This is a genomic window from Paracoccus pantotrophus, assembly GCF_008824185.1.
GTDB classification, from domain to species: domain Bacteria; phylum Pseudomonadota; class Alphaproteobacteria; order Rhodobacterales; family Rhodobacteraceae; genus Paracoccus; species Paracoccus pantotrophus.
The window spans coordinates 17,783-38,440 of record NZ_CP044423.1 but is presented as its reverse complement, the minus strand read 5'-3'; the positions used below and the strand labels follow the sequence as shown (position 1 = coordinate 38,440).

The following is a 20,658-nucleotide window of genomic DNA, read 5'->3' as shown; positions in this document are numbered from 1 at the left end:
ATGACCGGAGAGCCAAAACCGACGGTCGGTCTGTTCGTGACCTGCCTTGTCGACGCCATCCGCCCGCAGATCGGCTTCGCAACCCTCCAGCTTCTTCAGGAGGCGGGCTGCGTGGTCGAGGTGCCGCAGGCCCAGACCTGCTGCGGCCAGCCGGCGCTGAACAGCGGCGACGACCGCGACGCGGCGCATCTGGCCCGCCAGACCATCGCGGCGTTCGAGGGCTACGACTATGTCGTGCTGCCCTCGGGCTCCTGCGCGGCGACCATGGTGCATGGCTATCCGGAGCTTCTGGCGGGCGACCCGGACTGGGCCGCCCGCGCCCAAGCCATGGCCGCGAAAACCCATGAGATCACCAGCTTCCTCTGCGATGTCATGGGCTACGCGCCCGCGGGGCGGAGGCTCAATGCCTCCGCCACCTATCACGACAGCTGCTCGGGCCTGCGCGAGCTTGGCATCGCCGCCCAGCCCCGCGCGCTGCTCAGCCATGTCGAGGGGCTGGAAATGCGCGGCCTGCCCGGCAACGATGTCTGCTGCGGCTTCGGCGGCACCTTCTGCGTGAAATATTCCGACATCTCGAACGCCATCGTCACCGAAAAGGCCGAGGCCGTCGAGGGAACCGGCGCCGAGATCCTGCTGGCCGGCGATCTCGGCTGCCTGATGAACATGGCGGGCAAACTGCATCGCCGCGGCGCAAAGACCCGCTGCTTCCACGCGGTCGAGGTGCTGGCCGGCCGCGCCGACGGCCCCGCCATCGGCGAGGATGCATCATGAGCGCCCGGCCCGATTTCAAGACCCGCGCCGGGGCGGCCCTGGCCGACCCGGTGCTGAAGGTCGCCATCGACCGCACCACCGGCAATGCCGAAAGGAAGCGCGCCGCCGCCCTGGCCGCCTTTCCCGAGTTTGAGACCGCCCGCGCCCGCGGCCAGGCGATCAAGGACCATGTCACCGCCCATCTGGGCCACTATCTGGAACAGTTCGAGCGAAACGCCACCGCCCGCGGCGCGCAGGTCCACTGGGCTGCCGACGATGCCGAGGCCCGCGCCATCGTCACCCGCATCTGCCTGGCCGCCGAGGCGAAGCTCGTGACCCGCGCCAAATCCATGCTGGGCGAGGAAATCGGCCTGCCGCATGCCCTGGCCGATGCCGGCATCGAGCGGGTCGAGACCGACCTGGCCGAGCATATCATCCAGCTGGCGGGCGAGGCGCCCTCGCATATCATCTGGCCCGCCATGCACCGCACCCGCGAACAGGTGGCCGAGCTTTTCAAGACCGGCCACCAGCCGCCCCCCGCCGCCGAGGATCCGGCGACCATGGTGCAAAGCGCCCGCCGGGTGCTGCGCGAGAAATTCCTGTCCGCCGATATCGGCATCTCCGGCGCGAATTTCCTGGTCGCCGATACCGGCGCCACCTGCACCGTCACCAACGAGGGCAATGCCGAGCTGACCACCACGCCGCCGCGCATCCATATCGTGACCGCGGGGATCGAAAAGCTGGTGCCCTCGACCGCGCATGCCTTCGCGCTCTTGCGCCTGCTGGTCCGCTCCGCCACGGGCGGCGAGATGACGCAATACACCACCTTCCATGCCGGCCCCAGGCGCCCCGGCGATGCCGACGGTCCCGAGGAGATGCATATCGTGCTGGTCGACAACGGCCGCAGCCGGATGCTGGCCGACGAGTTCCGCGAGATGCTGCGCTGCATCCGCTGCGGCGCCTGCATGAACCATTGCGTCGTCTATCGCCAGATCGGCGGCCATGCCTATGGCGGCACCTATCCCGGCCCGATGGGCTCGGTGCTGACGCCGGTGCTGGACGGGCTCGCGGCCTCGCGCGACCTGCCCAATGCCTGCACCATGAACGGCCGCTGCGCCGAGGTCTGCCCGGTCGGCATCCCACTGCCGACGCTGTTGCGCGCCTGGCGCCGCCGCAGCTGGCGCGAGGGGCTGGAGCCCGGATCGCTCCGCGCCGGCATCGGGATCTGGGCGCAAGTCGCCCGCCGCCCGCGGCTCTATCGCCTGGCGACCCGCATCGGCCTGCCGCTGATGCGGCTGTTCGGCAAGGGCGGCTGGATCGCGCGCCTGCCGCTGGCCGGGGGCTGGACCGCGCATCGCGACCTGCCCCGCCCGGCGCCGCAAAGCTTCATGGATCAATACCGCGCCCAGCAAAAGGCCCGCAAATGACCGCCCGCACCCGCATCCTCTCGGCGATCCGCACGGCCCTCGGCCCCGGCAAGCCGCCGGCGCAGATCGCCGCCGAGGCCGCCGCCCTGCTCGACGATCCCGACGCCGCCCGCCCGCGCCTGGCCGCGCCGAGCCTGCCCGACGCCTTCGCGCAGAAGGCGACCGCGCTCGGCACCAGCATCGACCGCATCGGCAGCCTGGCCGAGCTGCCGCGGGCCATGGCCCGCTATCTCGACGCCCATGGCCTGCCGCCCCGCTTCGCCATGCAGCCCGCGCCGGAACTGGCGGCGCTCGACTGGTCGGGCCTCGCCCCGCATCCGGGCATCGCCCCGGACGAGCCCGCGGCGCTCGGCCTCGCGCTGCACGGCATCGCCGAAAGCGGCTCGCTGGTCATCCATTCGGGACCGGAAAACCCGATCCTCATGGCCTTCCTGCCGCTGCACCATATCGTGCTGCTGCGCGAAGCCACGCTGCTGCCCTATCTGGAAGACTACGCCGCCCGCCTTTCCGCGCAGGCCGTGCCGCGCAACGCCATCCTGATCACCGGCCCCAGCGGCACCACCGATATCGAGGGCAGCTATGTCCGCGGCGCCCATGGCCCCGGCTTCCTGCACGTGATCCTGATCGCCGAGGCCGGGGCGGAACCGGGCTGACCGCCGCCCCGATCTGCCCTAGCATGGCGGCACCCGATCGGAGGGCCGCCATGCAAGACGCCGCGCAAGCGCAGGACATGCAGCAGGAAACGCCGCGCGAGCATTTCCTGCTTTTCGTCGCCATCCCGCCGCCCGAGGTCGCGGCACGGATCGAGGATGCCTGGCGGCTCGCGAACCGCCGCGACCGCTTCCGCCGCGCCACGCTGCACATGACCATCCTGCCGGTGATCCGCACCCCGCAGCTGGCGCCGGGCATGGCCGAGGCGCTTGGCCGGCCGCTGGACGGGCTCGACTTCCCCGCCTTCGACCTGGTGCTGGACCGGCTGACCACCTTCGGCCCGCCGCGCCGGCGCGACCGGCCGCTGGTGCTGGTCGGCCGGCAGGAACACCCCGCCCCCGACGCGCTGTGCCAGGCGCTCTGGCGGCGCCTCGCCCATGCCGGCCTGGCCGTCGCCCGCCACCGCGTCACCCCGCATGTGACGCTGGCCTATGGCAAACCCCTGCCGCCCGAGGGCATCGCCGTGCCGCCCGTGCATTGGCGCGTGGACGAGCTGGTGCTGATCGACAGCCTGCAGGGGCTGGGCCGGCATGTTCCGCTGGCGCGCTGGCCGCTGCCCTGAAACGGCCCCGAAGCCTTATCGACAATCCCCGCCCCCCGGCTTATCCATGCCGCCATGAGCGCAGGATCAGAAGAAACCCTGGCGGTCCGCATCAGCCGCGTGCTGGCCGACCGGATCGTGGCGGGCGAGATCGGCCCGGGCGAGCGCCTGCGCCAGGACCGCATCGCCGAGGAATTCGGCGCCAGCCACGTCCCGGTGCGCGAAGCCTTCCGCCGGCTCGAAGCCCAGGGCCTCGCCATCAGCGAACCGCGCCGCGGCGTCCGCGTCGCCGCCTTCGACCTGCCCGAGGTCAAGGAGGTGGCCGAGATGCGCGCCGCGCTGGAAGAACTCGCGCTGCGCCACGCCGCGCCGCACCTGACCCCGGCGATCCTCAATGCCGCCGAGGAGGCGACCAAGGCCGGCGACGCCTCGCGCGACGTGCGCTCGTGGGAGGCGGCGAACCGCCGGTTCCACAAGCTGATCCTGACCCCCTGCGCCATGCCGCGCCTGCTCGCCGCCATCGACGACCTGCATGCCGCCAGCGCCCGCTTCCTGTTCGCCGCCTGGCAGTCGAACTGGGAAACGCGCACCGACCACGACCACCGCGCCATCCTGGCCGCGCTGCGCAAGGGCGAGGTGGACCTGGCCTGCGCCACGCTGGCGCGCCATGTGCGCTGGATCGGCCGCCGCCCGGCCCCCCCGGCCAGCGACAAGCGCGACGCCTTCGCCATCCACGGCTAGGCCGCCTTCCGCGCCACCAGCCAGCTTGCGACATAGGTCAGCGCAACGCCCCGCGCCCCGCCATGCCGCGCCTCGTAACGGGCCATGAAGTCGCGCAGCGCGCCGGGCGAGCGGAACTGCCCGGCGCAGCCGTTGACCCCGGTGGCGCGCAGATGCCGCAAGACCTCCAGCGCGCCGGGGAAATGCAGCACGATCCGCCATTCCCCCGCGCCATGGCCCTGCCAGCCCGGCGGCAGCAGCGCCGCCATCCCGGCCCCGGTCAGATAGGACGGCGCCGCCGCCCGGCTGCCCAGCGCCCGCAGTTCCGGGAAATGCCCCGGCGCAAAGCCCGAAATCGCCAGCCAGCCGCCCGGCGCCACCGCCCCGCACAGCCGCGCCATCACCCGCGCCGGATCCTCGACCCATTGGAGCATCGAGGCCGAGGCCGCCAGGTCCACCGCCCCCGGCAGCGCCACCTCGGCCACGTCGCCCGGCAGGTAATCCGCCGCGACCCCCGGCAGTTCCGGCGCCGCCAGGTCGTTCAGCCACAGCCGCGCCGGCCGCAGCCCCAGCAAGTGCCGGGTCAGATGGCCCGAGCCATGGCCCGCCTCCAGCACCCGCGTCGGCCGATGCCCCGGCGCGGCGCGGCGATAGGCCGCAAACAGCCGCGCCGCGATCCGCCTTTGCGCCAGCGCCGCGCCGTCATAGGTCGCCATGCCGCGCGCGAAGGACCGCGCCACCCGCCCGGCCAGCGTATTCATGCCCCGGCCCCCGGCATGGGGCGGCAGGGCAAGGGCTTCCCCCGGCCCGCGCCTTTCGGGCCGCACCCATGCCCCCCGGCCAGCGCGAATGCCGATGCCCGGCTCATGCCAGCACCTCGGCCCAGTCGCGCCATTGCGCAAAGGGATTGTGCCCGCGATCCAGCACCCGCATCTCGACCGGCCAGCCCTGCCAGGCGCGGCGCAGGTTCCTCAGCGCAAAGATGCGGTCGGCCGCGCCCAGCCAGATGCGGTCGAAGCCCGGCACCTGCCCGGCATCCCAGCCCATCACCGCCTGCAATTCCTCGCGCAGCGCGGCGGGATCGGCGCCCGCGGCGACGGCGCAGCCCGCCCGCCGACCGAATTGCCGCAGCGCGGCCGGCGACAGGTTCTCGGCCGTGGCCCGCACCACGTCCCGCGGGATGCCCAGATCGTCGTCGCAGGGCGCCCATGAGCCGCAGGCCGCCACCTTGCGGCGGAACAGGTCCAGCCCCGGCAGCCGGCAGGCCGCCGCCACGCCAAAGGACCAGGCGACCAGGTCCATCGCCGCATAGCCCCGCGGCCAGTCCGGCGGTGTCAGGTCGCGGTAATCCGACAGCACCAGCACATCGGCCGGACCGGCCAGGTGCCGGAACGGCTCGGGCCCCACCGCCCAGCCGGTCAGCACCACGATCAGTTCCTCGGCGCCCGCGCGCTTCAGCCATTCCGCCCTCATGGCCAGCCCGCGATCTCGACCATGGCGGCGCAGATGCGCGCCACCTCGTCCGGCGCCGCGACAAAGGGCGGCATGCAGTAAAGCAGCCGCCCGAAGGGCCGCAGCCACACCCCGCTGTCGCGGCAAAAGCCATGCGCGCGCGCCATATCGACGGGCTCGCGCAATTCGATCACCCCGATGGCGCCCAGCACCCGCACATCGCGCACGCCGGGCAACCCGCGCGCCGGGGCAAGGCCGCGGCGCAGCCCCGCCTCGATCCCCGCGACCTGCCCCTGCCAGCCGCCCTCGGCCAGCAGGTCCAGGCTCGCGCAGGCCGCGGCGCAGGCCAGCGGATTGCCCATGAAGGTCGGCCCGTGCATCAGCACCGGCGCCGGCCCCTCCGCAATCGCCTCGGCCACCCGGCCTGACGCGACGGTGGCGGCAAAGCTCATCATGCCGCCGGTCAGCGCCTTGCCGAGGCACAGGATATCCGGCACCACCCCGGCGCGCTGCATGGCGAACAGCGTGCCGGTGCGGCCGAATCCGGTGGCGATCTCGTCCAGGATCAGCAGCACGCCATGCCGGTCGCACAGCGCGCGCAGCCCCTCCAGCCAGCGCGGGTGATAGAACCACATGCCGCCCGCGCCCTGCACCACCGGCTCGACGATGAAGCCGGCGATCTCATGCGCCTTCTCGGCAAACAGCGCCTCGACCGCGGCAAGCCCGTTCCGCGCCGGATCCTCGTCCCATTCCGCACCGAAGGGAATGGGCGGGCGCGGCACGAAATGCTGCACCTGCAAGGCGGCGCCGAAATGGGCATGCATCCCGGTTTCGGGATCGCAGAGGCTCATCGCCTTCCAGGTATCGCCGTAATAGCCGCCGCGGGCGCTGGCGAAACCCGTCCGCCCCGCCTGCCCCAGCCCGGCCTGGGCCTGCACCGCCATCTTCAGCGCCACCTCGACCGCGACCGAGCCGCTGTCGCTGTAAAAGATCCGATCCAGCCCCGCCGGCAGCATCGCGACCAGCCGCCGCGCCAGCCCGACGGCCGGCCCATGCGTCAGCCCGCCGAACATCACATGCGGCAGGCGCTCCAGCTGCGCCTGCATCGCCGCGACCAGCCGCGGGTGGCGATGGCCATGCGCCGCCGCCCACCAGGAGGACATGGCGTCGATCATCCGCGCCCCATCCGCCAGCGTAAGCCAGACCCCCTCGGCCGCCGCGACCTCATGCACCGGCCCCGGCGCGCGCATCGAGCCATAGGGATGCCACAGGTGCCGCCGGTCGAACGCCAGATCCCGCATCACAGCACCCCCCGGATTGCCGCCACGTCGATGCCGGCAAAGGCATCGGCCAGCGCCTCGGCCGTCACCTGCTCCAGCAGCGGCAGCCGGCCCAGGTCGCGCACCGCGCCGATCTCGCAGATCACCCGGCGGCTGTCCTCGGCCTCCGCGCCGATGAAGGCCACGCCCGCCACCCGGCAGCCCGCCGCCCGCAGCGCCGTCAGCGACAGCAGGGAATGGTTGATGGTGCCCAAGGCGGTGCGGCAGCACAGCACCACCGGCGCGCCCCAGCCGGCGATCACCTGCAGGTAAAGCAGGCGCCGGGTCAGCGGCACCATCAGCCCGCCCGCCGCCTCGACCACCAGCGGGGCCACCGGGGGCAAGGCCAGCCGCACCGGGTCGATCGCGACCCCCTCGCGCTCGGCCGCCAGATGCGGCGAGGCCGGCAGGCGCAGCCGATAGGCCTCGGGCAGCACCGGACGGCCGGAAAGCCGCGCCACGATCTCGCTGTCGGTCTCCTCCTCCAGCCCGGCCTGCACCGGCTTCCAATAGCTCGCGCCCAGCGCGCGGGTCAGCCCGGCGCTGAACACGGTCTTGCCGATGCCGGTATCGGTGCCGGCGACCACCACCGCGCTCATGCCGCCGCCCTTTCCAGCGCCGCGATGGCCGCAAACAGCGCCGCGATATCCTCCGCCCCGACATTGCCGGTGACGGACAGGCGCAGCCGCGCCGTCCCCTTCGGCACGGTCGGCGGCCGGATGGCGCGGATGTCGAAGCCCTGCGCCTGCAAGGCCCCGGCCAGCGCCAAAGCCCGCCGGTCGTCGCCGACGATCACCGGCACGATCTGGCTCTGCACCGCGATGCCGCAACCCCGCGCCGCCTCGGCCGCCAGCGCCATGCGCGCCCGCGCGCCCGCGACCAGCGCCGGCACCTCCGCCAGCGCCCGCAAGGCCGCGCGCAGCACCGCCGCCGACAAAGGCGAGGGCGCGGTGGCATAGATGAAGGGCCGCGCCTTGTTCACCAAGGTCTCGACCAGCACCCGGTCGGCGCAGACCAGCGCGCCCGAGCCGCCCAGCCCCTTGCCGCCGGTATGCAGGCTCACCAGCGCGCAGCCCAGCCCATGCGCCAGCCCCCTGCCCTGCGGGCCGAAAACGCCGGTGGCATGCGCCTCGTCGACCACCAGCACTGCGTCCTCGCGCGCGGCCAGCGCGGCCAAAGCCGGCAAGGGCGCCAGGTCGCCCTCCATCGAATAGACGCTTTCGACCGCGATCCAGGCCCGGCCGCGGCCGCCCGCATCGCGCCACTCGGCGATCACCCGCGCCGCGTCGCCGGCATCGTTATGGGCAAAGCCGCGGCATTCCGCCCGGCCCAGCCGCATCCCCTCATGCGCGCTGGCATGGACCAGCGCGTCATGGAGCACCAGGTCGCCCTGCATCGGCAGCGCCGAAAAGATCGCCTGGTTGGCCTGGAAGCCGCCGCCCATGTAAAGGCACGCCTCGGCGCCGAAGAAATCCGCCGCCTCGGCCTCCAGCGCCTGATGCTCGGCATGGTTGCCGCGCAGCAGCCGCGACCCCCCGGCGCCCACCGGCACGCCGCGCGCCAGCGCATCCCGCGCCGACCGCGCCAGCAGTGCCGACCCCGCCAGCCCCAGATAGTCGTTCGAGGCGAAGTCCAGCCCCGCCGCCGGCGCCACCCGGCGCAGCCGCCCGCGCCGCACCAAGGCCTCCAGCGCCGCCCCGTGCCGGGAAAAGCTCATGCCGCGCAGCCCTCCCGCGACGCCTCCGGCACCTCGGCCCGCAGCCCCAGCCTGGCGAACAGCCGCGCATCCTTGTCCTCGCCCGGGTTTCCGGCGGTCAGCAGCACATCGCCGACGAAGATCGAATTGGCGCCGGCGAAAAAGCACATCGCCTGCATCTCGTCGCTCATCTCGGACCGGCCGGCCGACAGCCGCACATGGGATGTCGGCATCAGGATGCGCGCCGTGGCGATGGTGCGCACCATCTCGATCGGGTCCAGCTTGGGCACATCGGCCAGCGGCGTGCCCGCCATCGGCATCAGCATGTTGATCGGCACCGATTGCGGCGGCACCTCCAGCCCGGCCAGCGTCTCCAGCATGGAAATGCGGTCCGCCTCGGTCTCGCCCATGCCGACGATGCCGCCGGCGCAGACATGGATGCCCGCCGCCTGCACCCGCTCCAGCGTGTCCAGCCGGTCCTGGAAGCTGCGCGTGGTGATGATCTCGGAATAATAGCGTTCCGAGGTGTCGATATTGTGGTTGTAATAATCCAGCCCCGCGTCCTTCAGCCGCAGCGCCTGGTCCGCGTCCAGCATGCCCAGCGTCATGCAGGTCTCCATCCCCAGCGCCTTGACGCCGCGGATCATTGCCAGCACCGCCGGCATGTCGCGTTCCTTGGGCGACCGCCAGGCCGCGCCCATGCAATAGCGCGTCGCCCCCGCTTCCTTGGCGCGCCGGGCCTCGGCCAGCACCCGCTCGACCTCCATCAGCTTCGAGGCCGAGAGTTCCGAGCCGTTGCGCGCCGATTGCGAGCAATAGGCGCAATCCTCGGGGCAGCCGCCGGTCTTGATCGACAGAAGCTTCGAGCATTGCACGACATTCGGGTCGAAATGCGCCCGATGCACGGTCTGGGCCTGGAACAGCAGGTCCATCAGAGGCTGGCGATAGATCTCGGCGGCGCGGCGCGATTGCTGGGGCATGGATACCTCCCTGAGCCTTGAATCGGGGAGTATCTATAAAACCGGAATCGCGCCCTGTTAATCTGGATATATTATCTATTATTTATCGGGCCGGGATGGTGGCAAGAAAATATTGACCTTTCAACGGCTTGCGCCTGCCCCCCCGATCCGGAAGCCGGTTCAGTCATCCATGCCCAGCTCTGCCAGGCTGGCGGGATGGAACGGCACCTCGACCCGGCGGCCGGTTTCGTCCTTGCCATGCACCTCATAGCAGCCGTCCTCGACGGCGACATTATGGACCGGCCAGCCCTGCCCCTTCAGCCGGGCCTCCAGCCCCTCGACGGGGCGCCAGTCCGCCCGCGGCACAGGGCGATCGGCAAGCGCGGCGACGGGACAGGCCAGGGTGATCAGGGCCGCGGCGCCCAGCGACGGGCGCATGATTCTTTCTCCTGCATTTGCGTTTTCGCGCCGCCGCAATAGCAGGGCCGGGCTGACAGCCCGCTTGCTGCGCCCGCGCCTTCACGGGCCCAGGATGCGCAGCTTGCCGACGCGCCCGTCGCAGCGTTGCACGGCGATGCGCAGCCGCTCCAGCAGATGCGTCTGGACGTAATTGGCGTGAAAGCGGCTGGGCGCGAACAGCGTCAGGCAGCTTTCGCTGCGCTCGGCCTCGATCAGCCCGGCGAACCAGGCGTCGAACAGCGCCGGATCCTCCTCGGCCAGCCGGGCGCGCGCCTCGGCCCACAGCCCCTCGGCCGGCATCGGCTCGGGCCGGTGCAGCGGCACGACATTGCTCGTCGGCTCGGCGCGCTTGCCGCCGACCCGCTCGACGAAATCCGGGCCGATATTCGGCCATTCCGGCTTTGTATCCAACAGGATACGCTCCAGGTTCAGGCCCAGGACCGACACCCGGCCGCGTGCGCCCTGCTGCTTGATCTCGATCCAGCCCAGGGCGCGCAGCTTGGCCATCTCGCGCTTGACGGTGCGTTCGTCGACGCACCACAGCCGGGCGATCTCGCGCTGGCCGATGGTCAGTTCGTCGCGCTGCCAGTTGTAGCGGGTGGTGATCAGTGCCATCAGCCGCAGCACCAGGCGCTGGCGATGCTTGTCGCCGGCCAGCCCATGCGCCATCATGGCCGAGAGCAAGTCATATTTCTTCGCCGCCGCCTCTCGGCCGACGGCACGCATCACCTGCATGTCTGCTCCTGCGCCCCGGTATTCCCGGCTGCCTTCCATCTGCCCGCCTCGCCCTGCCCATCGGGGCAAGACCGGATGACCGCGTCGGTTTGGCACCGTTTGAAACGCTTTTCGTTATCCCTTTCGTATTTGCGTCCTGAAATCCGATTCTGTCAAGCGATTCCCCGCCGGCCGGATTTCCCGGACCAAATCATCAAAGAAAATCGGTATCAAATGGTATAGGGGGTCATTCAGGCCGTCCCCCATTGCCGCGGTTTTGTCCCCCAATCCGGGGTGCAACGCGCCAACCCGTCCCCCATTGCCGCGTTAGCGTTCCGGGTTTTGCGGCGCCGGGATTCGCCGGGCGATTCGCCGGGCGACGCAGGAAAACCCCGCAATCTCCGCATCCTGACCATTCCATTAAAACGCCTTTTGCCAAATGTGCAAATCCGGCGTAAAAGCGAAACGGAAGATAATCTGCGTCCTAAAAATACAGGCATCCTATGTATACGCACGAAGACCTCGCCAAGCTGCAGGCGCAATCCTTGAAGATGCAGGGCTGGATCCGGCGCCAGACCTTCAGCCCGGCCAATGAGAAGACGCTGCGCCGCTTCTCGAGCTGGGAGGTGTCCGAACTGATCTTCCGCATCAACCAGTCCACCTTCCGCGGCAAGCTCGCCGCCGAGCCGAACCTTCCCCTCGGGGAAGTCGAGGAGGATGGCCGCCAGCGCTGGTTCTCGCTCGACGAGATCAACGAGCTGCGCCGCCGCATCCGCATCAACCGCAAGACGCTGATGCCCTGGCGCCCCGAGGGCAAGCGCGCCTTCCGCGCCGCCATCGCCAATTTCAAGGGCGGCGCCGGCAAGTCGACCGTGGCGCTGCACTTTGCCCATGCCGCGGCGCTGGACGGCTACCGGGTGCTGGTCGTCGATTTCGACCCGCAGGCGACGCTGAGCCATTCCATGGGCCTGACCGACGTGGGCGAGGACCATACCGTCTGGGGCATCATGGCCCGCGACCTGGAACGCGAGACCGACCGCATGAACGCCGCCGCCCGCGGCGCCGAGTCGGGCACCGCCCTGCCCCAGCGCAAGCTGCCGGCCTCGATCCGCGACATGGGGCTCGGCATGCTGCGCCCGGCGGACTTCATCAAGCCGACCGCCTGGCCGACCATCGACATCATCCCGAGCTGCGCCAATGCCGCCTTCGTCGAGTTCGCCAGCGCCCAGTACCGGCACCTGAACCCGGAATGGACCTTCTTCGGCGCGGTGTCGCGCTTTCTCGACAGCCTGGCGGACGATGCCTATGACCTGATCCTGTTCGACTGCCCGCCGGCCATCGGCTACCAGTCGATGAACGCGGTCTTTGCCGCCGACATGCTCTATATCCCCTCGGGCCCCGGCTATTGGGAATACGACTCGACCACCAGCTTCATCGGCCAGCTCTCCGAGGCGCTGGAAGACCTGTCGCATGGCTTCGAAAACTTCCCCACGGGGAAGATCAGGCTGCCCAAGGCCTTTGCCGACATCCGCTTCCTGATGACGCGCTACGAGCCGTCGAACGAGCTGCACCAGGCGATGTACGGCGCCTTCCAGCAGGTCTTCGGCCAGCACATGGCCCAGCACCCGATCGAGCTCACGCGCGCGGTCGAGCAATCGGGCCGGTTCCTCAGCTCGATCTACGAGATCGACTATCGCGAGATGACGCGCGGCACCTGGCGCCGGGCGCGGGCGACCTTCGACCAGGCCTATGAGGAGTTCAAATCCCATGTCGTCGCGGCCTGGGACAAGCTGGAGGATGAGGCATGAGCCGCAAACGCCGCATGTTCGAAATCGAGATGCCGGACGAGCCCGCCGAGGTCGCGCCGGAAACCTTCCCCGCGGGGAAGGAGGAAAAGGAGCATCGCCGCGGCCCGATGGCCACCGCCATCACCGAGACGGCGGAATCCACCCGCGACCGCGCCCGGCTGGAGGCGCAGATCCGGGCCGAGAACGATGCGCTGGCCCAGGAACATGTGCGGCTGAAGCGGGCCGGGCTGATCACCGACCTGATCCCGCTGGACGCCATCGACGCGCAGAAGCTGATCCGCGACCGCGCCGCGGGGCCGGATTACGAGCTGACCGAACTGGTCGAGTCGATCCGCGACATCGGGCTGTCGAACCCGATCCGGGTCGAGCCGGCCGAGGGCGGCCGCTATGAGCTGATCCAGGGCTGGCGCCGGCTTTCGGCCTATCGCCAGCTGCTGGAGGAGACGGGCGACGTCGAGAAATGGGGCCGCATCCCGGCCGGCATCGCGGCGCGCGGCGACGAGCTGGAGCGGCTATACCGGCGCATGGTCGACGAGAACATGGTGCGCAAGGACATCTCTTTCGCCGAGATGGCGCAGCTGGCGCTGCATTACGCCATGGACCCGGTGACCGAGGAGAGCGACCCCGAGAAGGCGGTGGCGATCCTGTTCAAATCCGCCGGCTACCAGAAGCGCAGCTATATCCGCAGCTTCATCCGGCTGGTCGAGGCCCTGGGCGATGCCTTGCTATACGCGCCCGATATCCCGCGCGCGCTGGGGCTGGCGCTGGCGCAACGGCTGGACGAGGTGCCGGGCACGGCGGCGGCGATCCGGGCCGAGCTGAAGAACTGGGATTCGCGCTCGGTCAAGGACGAGCTGGAGCTGCTGCGCCGCTATGCCGGGCTGGCGGGCGACGCGGAATCGCCGGCCGCCGCGCCGCGCAGCACCACGCCGACCGTCCCCGCGGGGAAGGCCCGCATCAGCTTCCAGATCCAGCGGCCGCAGGGCAGTGCCAAATGCACCGCCTCGAACGGGCGGCTGGAGATCCGGCTGCCGCGCGACTTCTCGGCCGTGGACCGGCGCAAGCTGGAGGCGGCGGTGCGGGTGATGCTGGAGAGCCTGGATTGACCTTCCCCGCGGGGAAGGTCCGGCCCCGGCCGCGGTCCCCGGCAGCCGGGATGGGGCATCGGGGCAGGGGGGTGAAAAGCCCCTCTTCCAGTGATCCGCAAAATGGGGTTATTCTGCGGATAAGGCTGCTTGCAGGTCGGGAAACATGCCATCCGCTTCGGACATAGAATATCACGGAAAATCGGCTGCGCACCAGTTTTTTGATGCGGCGGACTGGTTTTCCGCCCAGGCCGGGCTGGCGCCGGAACTGGCGCGGGCCGCCTTCGCGCTGGGCCGGCTGGAGGGCGCGGTCGCGGCGCTGGAACCCGAGGCGCGGGCCGGCGCCAACCGCCGGCTGGCGCTGATCGAGGTCGAGGCGATGCTGTGGGCGCAGGGCACGCCCTTGCGGCGCGAGGAGATCGGCCGCGACCTGATGGAGGCGCGGGCCGGCGCCGACCTGGAGGCGATGCGGCTGGCGCGCTGGGGCATCCGCCGGCTGGAGGGGCAGGGCGATCCGCGCGAGTTGCGCGGTTTCCTGGGCCTGCACCGGGCCGCGGTCTCGGGGCTGGACGAGCTGCTGGCGACGCGGCCGACCGGGCAGGATTTCGACGCGGCGGTGGAGGAGTTCCGGCAACTGGCCGGGCAGGTCGCGGCGCTGTCGCCGCTGGTCCGGGCGGCGGCGCTGCGGGTGTTGTGGCGGCTGTGCGGTCTGTCGGCGCCCGAGATGCTGGCCGAGCCCGCGACATGGACGGCGCGCGACATGGCCGAGGGCTGCGAGGCGCTGCGCTTTGTCCCGCTGGGCCGGCATGGCCGCGCGGTCTGGGTCGATGCCGGCCCGCCGGCCGAGCGCGTGGCGCGGCATCTTGCCGCGGTCACGGCGGGGATTCAGGACGCGCGGCACGAGCTGGCGCGGGTCGCCGACTGGCAGGCCCGCGCACAGGCGGCGATGGCCGGGGTCAAGGGCGACAATGCCGGCCGGGTGATCCGGGCGCTGGCGGCGCATCCCTTGCTGAACGCGGCGATGCTGGAGGAAAGCGCCGGCATCAGCCGCGACACCGCCGAGCGGATGCTGGCGCGGATGAAGGCCATGGGCCTGGCGCGCGAGATCACCGGCGGGCGGCGGTTCCGGCTGTGGATGCTGGCGGGCTGAGCGCGTCGCGGCGGAAGGCGGCCGGCGTGGTGCCGGCGAGCTTGAGGAAGGCGCGGTGGAAGGCGCTGGGTTCGCCATAGCCGAGCCGGGCGGCGATCTCGGCCACGCTGAGGCCGGTGTCGCGCAGAAGCTGGCGGGCGCGCATCAGCCGGATCTCGGCGCGGATGGCGGAAAAGCCCTGGCCCTCGGCCCGCAACCGGCGGCGCAGGGTGGCGGGGGCCAGGCGCAGCTCGGCGGCGAGGCGGTCGAAATCCGGCCAGTCCTCGGGCGGGGCGGCGCGCAGCCGGCTGCGGATGCGCGCGGAAAGCCCCTGGTCGTGGCGATAGCGCAGCAGGATGTTGGCGGGGGCGCCGCGCAGGAAGGTCTCCAGCGCCTTTTCGCTGCGGATGGTCGGCAGCGAGAGGTAGCTGGCGGCGAAGCTCAGCCGGCTGGCGGGCTGGTCGAAATGCACCGGGGCGCCGAAGAACTGGTGATAGTCGCGGCGGTTTTCCGGCGCCGGGCAGGCGAAATCCACCTGCATCAGCGGGATGCGGCGGCCGATCAGCCAGCACATCACCCCCAGCAGGATCAGCCAGTAGCTGCGATAGGCGAAGGCGCGGCGCGGCGGGCCGGCGTCGCTGAGCAGGATCTCGGCCTGGCCGTCGCGCAGGCGCAGGGTGCCGGTGGGGTCGTCCAGGGTGACGGACAGGAACAGCAGCGCCCGGCGCAGGGCGCGTTCCAGCGTGCCGGCATGCAGCACCGCATGGCAGAGCAGCTGGAAGCTGCCGGGGCGCATGGGGCGGGCGGCCTCGTCGAAAAATTCGTCGCGGATGCGCTCGGCGATGGCGAGCCAGAGCTTGCCGTATTGCAGGTTCGAGACCGGCTCGCCCAGGGCGGGGATGCCGGCATGGGCCAAGAGCGGCGCCGGGTCGATGCCGCGGCGATGCAGGCAGTCCAGCGCGTCCTCGACGAAGCCGGGGGTGATGGTGCGGCGTTCCATGGCGCCCCTTGTTGCAAAACCGATCAGATATTCTGGCCGCCAATGGCATTGTTTGCAATGTCGCCGGCGCTAAGCTGCCGGCGAACTCGGGGAAACCGCGCCATGCGGGAGAGTTGAGGAGGAGAGACATGTCTGCGACCACCCTGTCCCGGACGCGCTATGACGAGGCCGTGGCGCGCTTTCGCATCGAGGACGCCATCGCCGGGCTGCGCGGCGACCTGGAGACCGGGCTGAATGCCTGCGTCGAATGCTGCGACCGCCATTGCGGCGCGAACCGGGTGGCGCTGCGCTGCCTGTCGCCGGACGAGGCGCTGGTGGAATACAGCTTCGAGGATCTGCGCGGCATGGCGGCGCGGGCGGCGAACCTGATGCGCGACAAGGGCATCCGGCCGGGCGACGTGGTCGCCGGGCTGTTGCCGCGCACGGTCGAGCTGGTCGCGGTGGTGCTGGGCGCCTGGCGGCTGGGCGCGGTCTATCAGCCGCTGTTCACCGCCTTCGGCCCCAAGGCCATCGAGCACCGGCTGAAGACCAGCGGTGCCAAGCTGGTGGTGACGAATGCCGCGCAGCGGCCCAAGCTGGACGAGGTCGAGGACTGCCCGCTGGTCGCCGTGCTGCGCGGCGAGGCGCCGCTGGCGCCGGGCGACGTGGATTTCCGCGCGGCGCTGGCCATGGCCTCGGACCAGTTCGAGCCGGTGATGCGGCGCGGCGAGGATCTGTTCATGATGATGTCCACCTCGGGCACCACCGGCCTGCCCAAGGGGGTGCCGGTGCCCTTGCGGGCGCTCTTGGCCTTCGGCGCCTATATGCGCGATGCGGTGGACCTGCGCGAAAGCGACGTGTTCTGGAACATCGCCGATCCGGGCTGGGCTTACGGGCTTTATTACGCGCTGACCGGGCCCTTGCTGCTGGGCCAGCCGACGATCTTCTACGAGGGCGGCTTTACCGCCGAGACGACCTATCGGATCATCGAGCGCATGGGGGTGACGAGCCTTGCCGGCTCGCCCACCGCCTATCGGCTGCTGATCGCGGCGGGGCCGGAGGCGGCCGCGGCGGTCAAGGGGCAGCTGCGGGTGGTCAGTTCCGCCGGCGAGCCGCTGAACCCCGAGATCATCCGTTGGTTCGGCGAGCATCTTTCGGTGCCGATCCACGACCATTACGGCCAGACCGAGATGGGCATGTGCGTGAACAACCATCACGGGCTGGAGCATCCGGTGCGTCCGGGCTCGGCCGGCCTGGCGATGCCGGGCTATCGCGTGGTGGTGCTGGACGATGACGGCTGCGAATTGGGGCCGAACCAGCCGGGCGTGCTGGCCATCGACATGAAGCGTTCGCCGCTGATGTGGTTCTCGGGCTATCTGAACCAGGCGACGCCGGCGCTGGCGGGGGGCTATTACCGCACCGGCGATTCGGTGGAGTTCGAGCCGGACGGGTCGATCAGCTTCATCGGCCGGTCGGATGACGTCATCACCTCCTCGGGCTATCGCATCGGCCCCTTCGACGTGGAAAGCGCGCTGATCGAGCATCCCGCGGTGGTCGAGGCGGCGGTGGTGGGCGTGCCCGACCCCGAGCGCACCGAGATCGTGAAAGCCTTCGTCGTGCTGGCCAAGGGGGCGGAGGGGACCGAGGCGCTGCGCGAGGAACTGGCGCAGCATGTCAAGAAACGCTTGTCGGCCCATGCCTATCCCCGGATGATCGATTTCGTCGCCGACCTGCCCAAGACGCCGAGCGGCAAGATCCAGCGCTTCATCCTGCGCAAGGCGGAAGTCGAGAAACTGGCCCGGAAATAAGGACGCATCATGCAGATCGAGAGCAGGGTTTTTGTGATCACAGGCGCCGGGTCCGGCCTTGGCGCGGCGGTGGCGCGCATGGCGGTGGGCGCGGGCGCGCGGGCGGTGCTGCTGGACGTGAATGCCGATTCCGGCGCGGCCATGGCGGCGGAACTGGGCGCGGCGGCGCGTTTCGTCAGGACCGACGTGACCAGCGGCCCGGAGGGCGAGGCGGCCATTGCCGCGGCGCTGGAGGCCTTTGGCCGGATCGACGTGGCGGTGAATTGCGCCGGCGTGGCGCCGGGCGAGAAGATCGTCGGGCGCGAGGGGCCGCATGGGCTGGAGAGTTTCGCCCGCGCCATCCAGATCAACCTGGTCGGCACCTTCAACATGCTGCGGCTGGCCGCCGATGCCATGTCGCGCAATGAACCGGGCGAGGGCGGCGAGCGCGGGGTGATCGTCAACACCGCCTCGATCGCGGCCTATGACGGGCAGATCGGGCAGGCGGCCTATGCGGCCTCGAAGGGCGGCGTCGCGGCGCTGACCCTGCCGGCGGCGCGGGAACTGGCGCGGCACGGCATCCGGGTGATGACCATCGCGCCGGGCATCTTTGCCACGCCGATGATGGCCGGGCTGCCGCAGGAGGTGCAGGACAGCCTGGGCGCCAACGTGCCTTTCCCGCCGCGGCTGGGCAACCCGGCGGAATATGCGGCGCTGGTGCGCCATATCGTCGAAAACCAGATGCTGAACGGCGAGGTCGTCCGGCTGGACGGCGCGCTGCGCATGGCACCGAAATAAGGGGGGGTCATCATGGATAGCGATCCGATTGTCATCGCGGGCGCGGCCCGCACGCCGATGGGCGGCTTTCAGGGCGATTTCGCCGGGGTCGAGGCCGCGGCGCTGGGCGCCACCGCGATCAAGGCGGCGCTGGGCGGGCTGGACCCGCAGGCGGTGGACGAGATCATCATGGGCTGCGTGCTGCCCGCCGGCCAGGGCCAGGCCCCGGCGCGGCAGGCGGCGCTGGGCGCGGGCCTGCCGCTGGGCGCCGGCGCCACGACCGTCAACAAGATGTGCGGCTCGGGCATGAAGGCGGCGATGCTGGGGCATGACCTGATCCTGGCCGGTTCCGCCGAGGTGGTGGTGGCGGGCGGCATGGAGAGCATGTCGAACGCGCCCTATCTGCTGCCGAAAGCGCGGTCGGGCTATCGCATGGGCCATGGGCAGGTGATGGATCACATGTTCCTGGACGGGCTGGAGGACGCCTATGACAAGGGCCGGCTGATGGGCACCTTTGCCGAGGATTGCGCCGAGGCCTATCAGTTCACCCGCGAGGCGCAGGACGAATTCGCGATTGCCTCGCTGACCCGCGCGCAGAAGGCGATCGCCGCCGGGCATTTCGCGGGCGAGATCGCGCCGGTGACGGTCAGGGGCCGCGGCGGCGAGACGGTCGTGGATACCGACGAGCAGCCGGGCAAGGCGCGGCTGGACAAGATCCCGACGCTGAAGCCCGCCTTCCGGCCGGGGGGCACGGTGACGGCGGCGAATTCCTCGTCGATCTCGGACGGGGCGGCGGCGCTGGTCTTGATGCGGGCCTCCGAGGCCGAGCGGCGCGGGCTGGTGCCGCGGGCGCGGATCCTGGGCCACGCGACCTATGCCGACAAGCCGGGGCTGTTTCCGACCGCGCCCATCGGCTCGGTCCGGCGCCTGCTGGAGCGGACCGGGACGGCGCTTTCGGATTACGACCTGTTCGAGGTGAACGAGGCTTTCGCGGTGGTCGCCATGGCGGCGATGCGCGACCTTGGCCTGTCGCATGAGGTGGTGAACATCCATGGCGGCGCCTGCGCGCTGGGCCATCCCATCGGCGCATCCGGCGCGCGGGTGCTGGTCACGCTGCTGGCGGCGCTGGAGACGCATGGCGGCCAGCGCGGCATCGCGTCCCTGTGCATCGGCGGCGGCGAGGCGACGGCGGTGGCCATCGAGAGGATGCAATGATGCTGACCGAGGAACAGGAACAGATCCGCGACGCCGCCCGCGACTTTGCGCGCGAACGGCTGGCGCCGGGGGCGGCGCAGCGCGACCGCGAACATGCCTTTCCGCGCGCCGAACTGACCGAGATGGGCGAACTGGGCTTTCTGGGCATGCTGGTGCCCGAGGAACATGGCGGTTCCGAGACCGGTGCGGTCGCCTATGCGCTGGCGCTGGAGGAGATCGCGGCGGCGGACGGGGCGTGCTCGACTATCATGTCGGTGCATAGCTCGGTCGGCTGCGTGCCGATCCTGCGTTTCGGCACCGAGGAGCAGAAGGCGCGCTTCCTGCCGAAGATGGCCAGCGGCGCGTGGATCGGCGGTTTCGCGCTGACCGAGCCGCATGCCGGCTCGGACGCCGCGAACCTGCGCAGCAAGGCGCGGCGCGAGGGCGACCATTACGTCATCGACGGGGCCAAGCAGTTCATCACCTCGGGCAAGAACGGCAAGGTGGTGATCGTCTTTGCGGTGACGGATGCGGCGGCGGGCAAGAAGGGGATCTCCGCCTTCATCGTGCCGACGGATACGCCGGGCTACGAGGTGGTCTCGGTCGAGCACAAGCTGGGGCAGCACAGCTCGGACACCTGCGCGCTGGCCTTCACCGGCATGCGCGTGCCGGTCGAGAACCGGCTGGGCGAGGAGGGCGAGGGCTACAAGATCGCGCTGTCGAACCTGGAGGGCGGGCGCATCGGCATCGCCGCCCAGGCGGTCGGCATGGCGCGCGGCGCCTATGAGGCGGCCCTGGCCTATGCGCGCGAACGCATCACCTTCGGCCGGCCGATCATCGAGCATCAGGCGGTGGCCTTCAAGCTTGCCGACATGGCGACGCAGATCGACGCGGCGCGGCTGATGGTGCTGCGCGCCGCCATGCTGCGCGAGGCCGGCAAGCCCTGCCTGACCGAAGCCAGCATGGCCAAGCTTTTCGCCTCGGAAATGGCGGAAAGGGTCTGTTCGGCGGCGATCCAGCTGCATGGCGGCTATGGCTACCTGGCCGATTACCCGGTCGAGCGCATCTATCGCGACGTGCGCGTGACCCAGATCTATGAGGGCACGAGCGAGGTGCAGCGCCTCGTCATCGCCCGCAACCTGTGAGGGGGG

Annotated in this window: 21 protein-coding genes; 12 read left to right on the top strand and 9 right to left on the bottom strand. The window is 70.8% G+C overall.

The genetic code is table 11. The features are described from left to right. The 5 genes from ESD82_RS00210 to ESD82_RS00190 are packed head-to-tail and all read left to right on the top strand — an operon-like array spanning position 1 to position 4,170. The gene (locus ESD82_RS00210; protein WP_147428601.1) at positions 1-771 is read left to right on the top strand and encodes a (Fe-S)-binding protein; all 771 of its coding nucleotides are present in this window, start codon (positions 1-3) and stop codon (positions 769-771) included. After that, positions 768-2,177, top strand: coding sequence for a lactate utilization protein B (locus ESD82_RS00205; protein WP_024843718.1), 1,410 nt, complete (start codon positions 768-770; stop codon positions 2,175-2,177). Before ESD82_RS00210 ends, ESD82_RS00205 begins: the two co-directional genes overlap by 4 nt. Next, a complete protein-coding gene (locus ESD82_RS00200) occupies positions 2,174-2,830 on the top strand; it encodes a LutC/YkgG family protein (RefSeq protein ID WP_114669223.1) in 657 nt (218 codons plus the stop codon). The genes ESD82_RS00205 and ESD82_RS00200 overlap by 4 nt, the downstream gene beginning before the upstream one ends. A 50-nt stretch (positions 2,831-2,880) precedes the next feature. Continuing rightward, positions 2,881-3,450 (top strand): 2'-5' RNA ligase family protein, encoded by a 570-nt coding sequence (locus ESD82_RS00195; RefSeq protein ID WP_147428603.1) that lies wholly within the window; start codon positions 2,881-2,883, stop codon positions 3,448-3,450. A gap of 54 nt (positions 3,451-3,504) precedes the next feature. Next, positions 3,505-4,170, top strand: coding sequence for a GntR family transcriptional regulator (locus ESD82_RS00190; RefSeq protein WP_024843715.1), 666 nt, complete (start codon positions 3,505-3,507; stop codon positions 4,168-4,170). On the opposite strand, the gene ESD82_RS00185 is transcribed toward ESD82_RS00190, so the two are convergent. The 8 genes from ESD82_RS00185 to ESD82_RS00150 all read right to left on the bottom strand — a co-directional run bounded on the left by ESD82_RS00185 (position 4,167) and on the right by ESD82_RS00150 (position 10,769). Next, positions 4,167-4,910, bottom strand: coding sequence for a methyltransferase domain-containing protein (locus ESD82_RS00185; RefSeq protein WP_147428605.1), 744 nt, complete (start codon positions 4,908-4,910; stop codon positions 4,167-4,169). The two genes, ESD82_RS00190 and ESD82_RS00185, sit on opposite strands and share 4 nt — an antisense overlap. A 103-nt stretch (positions 4,911-5,013) precedes the next feature. Further along, positions 5,014-5,622 carry a pimeloyl-ACP methyl esterase BioG family protein gene (locus tag ESD82_RS00180; RefSeq protein WP_147428607.1) on the bottom strand — a complete coding sequence of 203 codons (609 nt, stop codon included), beginning with the start codon at positions 5,620-5,622 and terminating at the stop codon, positions 5,014-5,016. Continuing rightward, complete coding sequence (gene bioA, locus ESD82_RS00175) at positions 5,619-6,902, bottom strand: adenosylmethionine--8-amino-7-oxononanoate transaminase (protein WP_147428609.1); 1,284 nt, start codon at positions 6,900-6,902, stop codon at positions 5,619-5,621. The genes ESD82_RS00180 and bioA overlap by 4 nt, the downstream gene beginning before the upstream one ends. Next, complete coding sequence (gene bioD / locus ESD82_RS00170) at positions 6,902-7,519, bottom strand: dethiobiotin synthase (RefSeq protein WP_147428611.1); 618 nt, start codon at positions 7,517-7,519, stop codon at positions 6,902-6,904. Before bioD ends, bioA begins: the two co-directional genes overlap by 1 nt. Then, the gene (locus ESD82_RS00165; RefSeq protein ID WP_147428613.1) at positions 7,516-8,637 is read right to left on the bottom strand and encodes an aminotransferase class I/II-fold pyridoxal phosphate-dependent enzyme; all 1,122 of its coding nucleotides are present in this window, start codon (positions 8,635-8,637) and stop codon (positions 7,516-7,518) included. Before ESD82_RS00165 ends, bioD begins: the two co-directional genes overlap by 4 nt. Further along, a complete protein-coding gene (gene bioB, locus ESD82_RS00160) occupies positions 8,634-9,596 on the bottom strand; it encodes a biotin synthase BioB (RefSeq protein WP_147428615.1) in 963 nt (320 codons plus the stop codon). The genes ESD82_RS00165 and bioB overlap by 4 nt, the downstream gene beginning before the upstream one ends. A 159-nt stretch (positions 9,597-9,755) precedes the next feature. Continuing rightward, complete coding sequence (locus ESD82_RS00155; RefSeq protein ID WP_147428617.1) at positions 9,756-10,013, bottom strand: PepSY domain-containing protein; 258 nt, start codon at positions 10,011-10,013, stop codon at positions 9,756-9,758. A gap of 81 nt (positions 10,014-10,094) precedes the next feature. Further along, entirely contained in the window at positions 10,095-10,769 is a 675-nt protein-coding gene (locus ESD82_RS00150; protein WP_024843707.1) for a DnaA N-terminal domain-containing protein, read from the bottom strand. A gap of 482 nt (positions 10,770-11,251) precedes the next feature. On the opposite strand from ESD82_RS00150, the gene ESD82_RS00145 reads away from it, so the two are divergent. The 3 genes from ESD82_RS00145 (at position 11,252) to ESD82_RS00135 (ending at position 14,791) form a co-directional block, all read left to right on the top strand. Next, positions 11,252-12,556, top strand: a complete 1,305-nt coding sequence (locus ESD82_RS00145; protein WP_028709961.1) for an AAA family ATPase — start codon at positions 11,252-11,254, stop codon at positions 12,554-12,556. Further along, positions 12,553-13,662, top strand: coding sequence for a ParB/RepB/Spo0J family partition protein (locus tag ESD82_RS00140; protein WP_147428620.1), 1,110 nt, complete (start codon positions 12,553-12,555; stop codon positions 13,660-13,662). The genes ESD82_RS00145 and ESD82_RS00140 overlap by 4 nt, the downstream gene beginning before the upstream one ends. Before the next feature lie 145 nt (positions 13,663-13,807). After that, positions 13,808-14,791 (top strand): hypothetical protein, encoded by a 984-nt coding sequence (locus tag ESD82_RS00135; protein WP_151208804.1) that lies wholly within the window; start codon positions 13,808-13,810, stop codon positions 14,789-14,791. On the opposite strand, the gene ESD82_RS00130 is transcribed toward ESD82_RS00135, so the two are convergent. After that, a complete protein-coding gene (locus ESD82_RS00130) occupies positions 14,748-15,770 on the bottom strand; it encodes an AraC family transcriptional regulator (protein ID WP_147428622.1) in 1,023 nt (340 codons plus the stop codon). The genes ESD82_RS00135 and ESD82_RS00130 overlap by 44 nt on opposite strands. A 128-nt stretch (positions 15,771-15,898) precedes the next feature. Between ESD82_RS00130 and ESD82_RS00125 the strand changes: the two genes are divergently transcribed. Genes ESD82_RS00125 through ESD82_RS00110 form a run of 4 tightly spaced genes read left to right on the top strand, consistent with a single transcriptional unit; the run spans position 15,899 to position 20,652 of the window. Then, complete coding sequence (locus tag ESD82_RS00125) at positions 15,899-17,557, top strand: acyl-CoA synthetase (protein WP_147428624.1); 1,659 nt, start codon at positions 15,899-15,901, stop codon at positions 17,555-17,557. 9 nt (positions 17,558-17,566) lie between these two features. Further along, a complete protein-coding gene (locus tag ESD82_RS00120; RefSeq protein WP_147428626.1) occupies positions 17,567-18,334 on the top strand; it encodes an SDR family NAD(P)-dependent oxidoreductase in 768 nt (255 codons plus the stop codon). Between the two features lie 12 nt (positions 18,335-18,346). Continuing rightward, entirely contained in the window at positions 18,347-19,528 is a 1,182-nt protein-coding gene (locus ESD82_RS00115) for an acetyl-CoA C-acyltransferase (protein ID WP_147428627.1), read from the top strand. Next, the gene (locus tag ESD82_RS00110; protein ID WP_147428628.1) at positions 19,525-20,652 is read left to right on the top strand and encodes an acyl-CoA dehydrogenase family protein; all 1,128 of its coding nucleotides are present in this window, start codon (positions 19,525-19,527) and stop codon (positions 20,650-20,652) included. The genes ESD82_RS00115 and ESD82_RS00110 overlap by 4 nt, the downstream gene beginning before the upstream one ends. Positions 20,653-20,658: the final 6 nt, after the last annotated feature.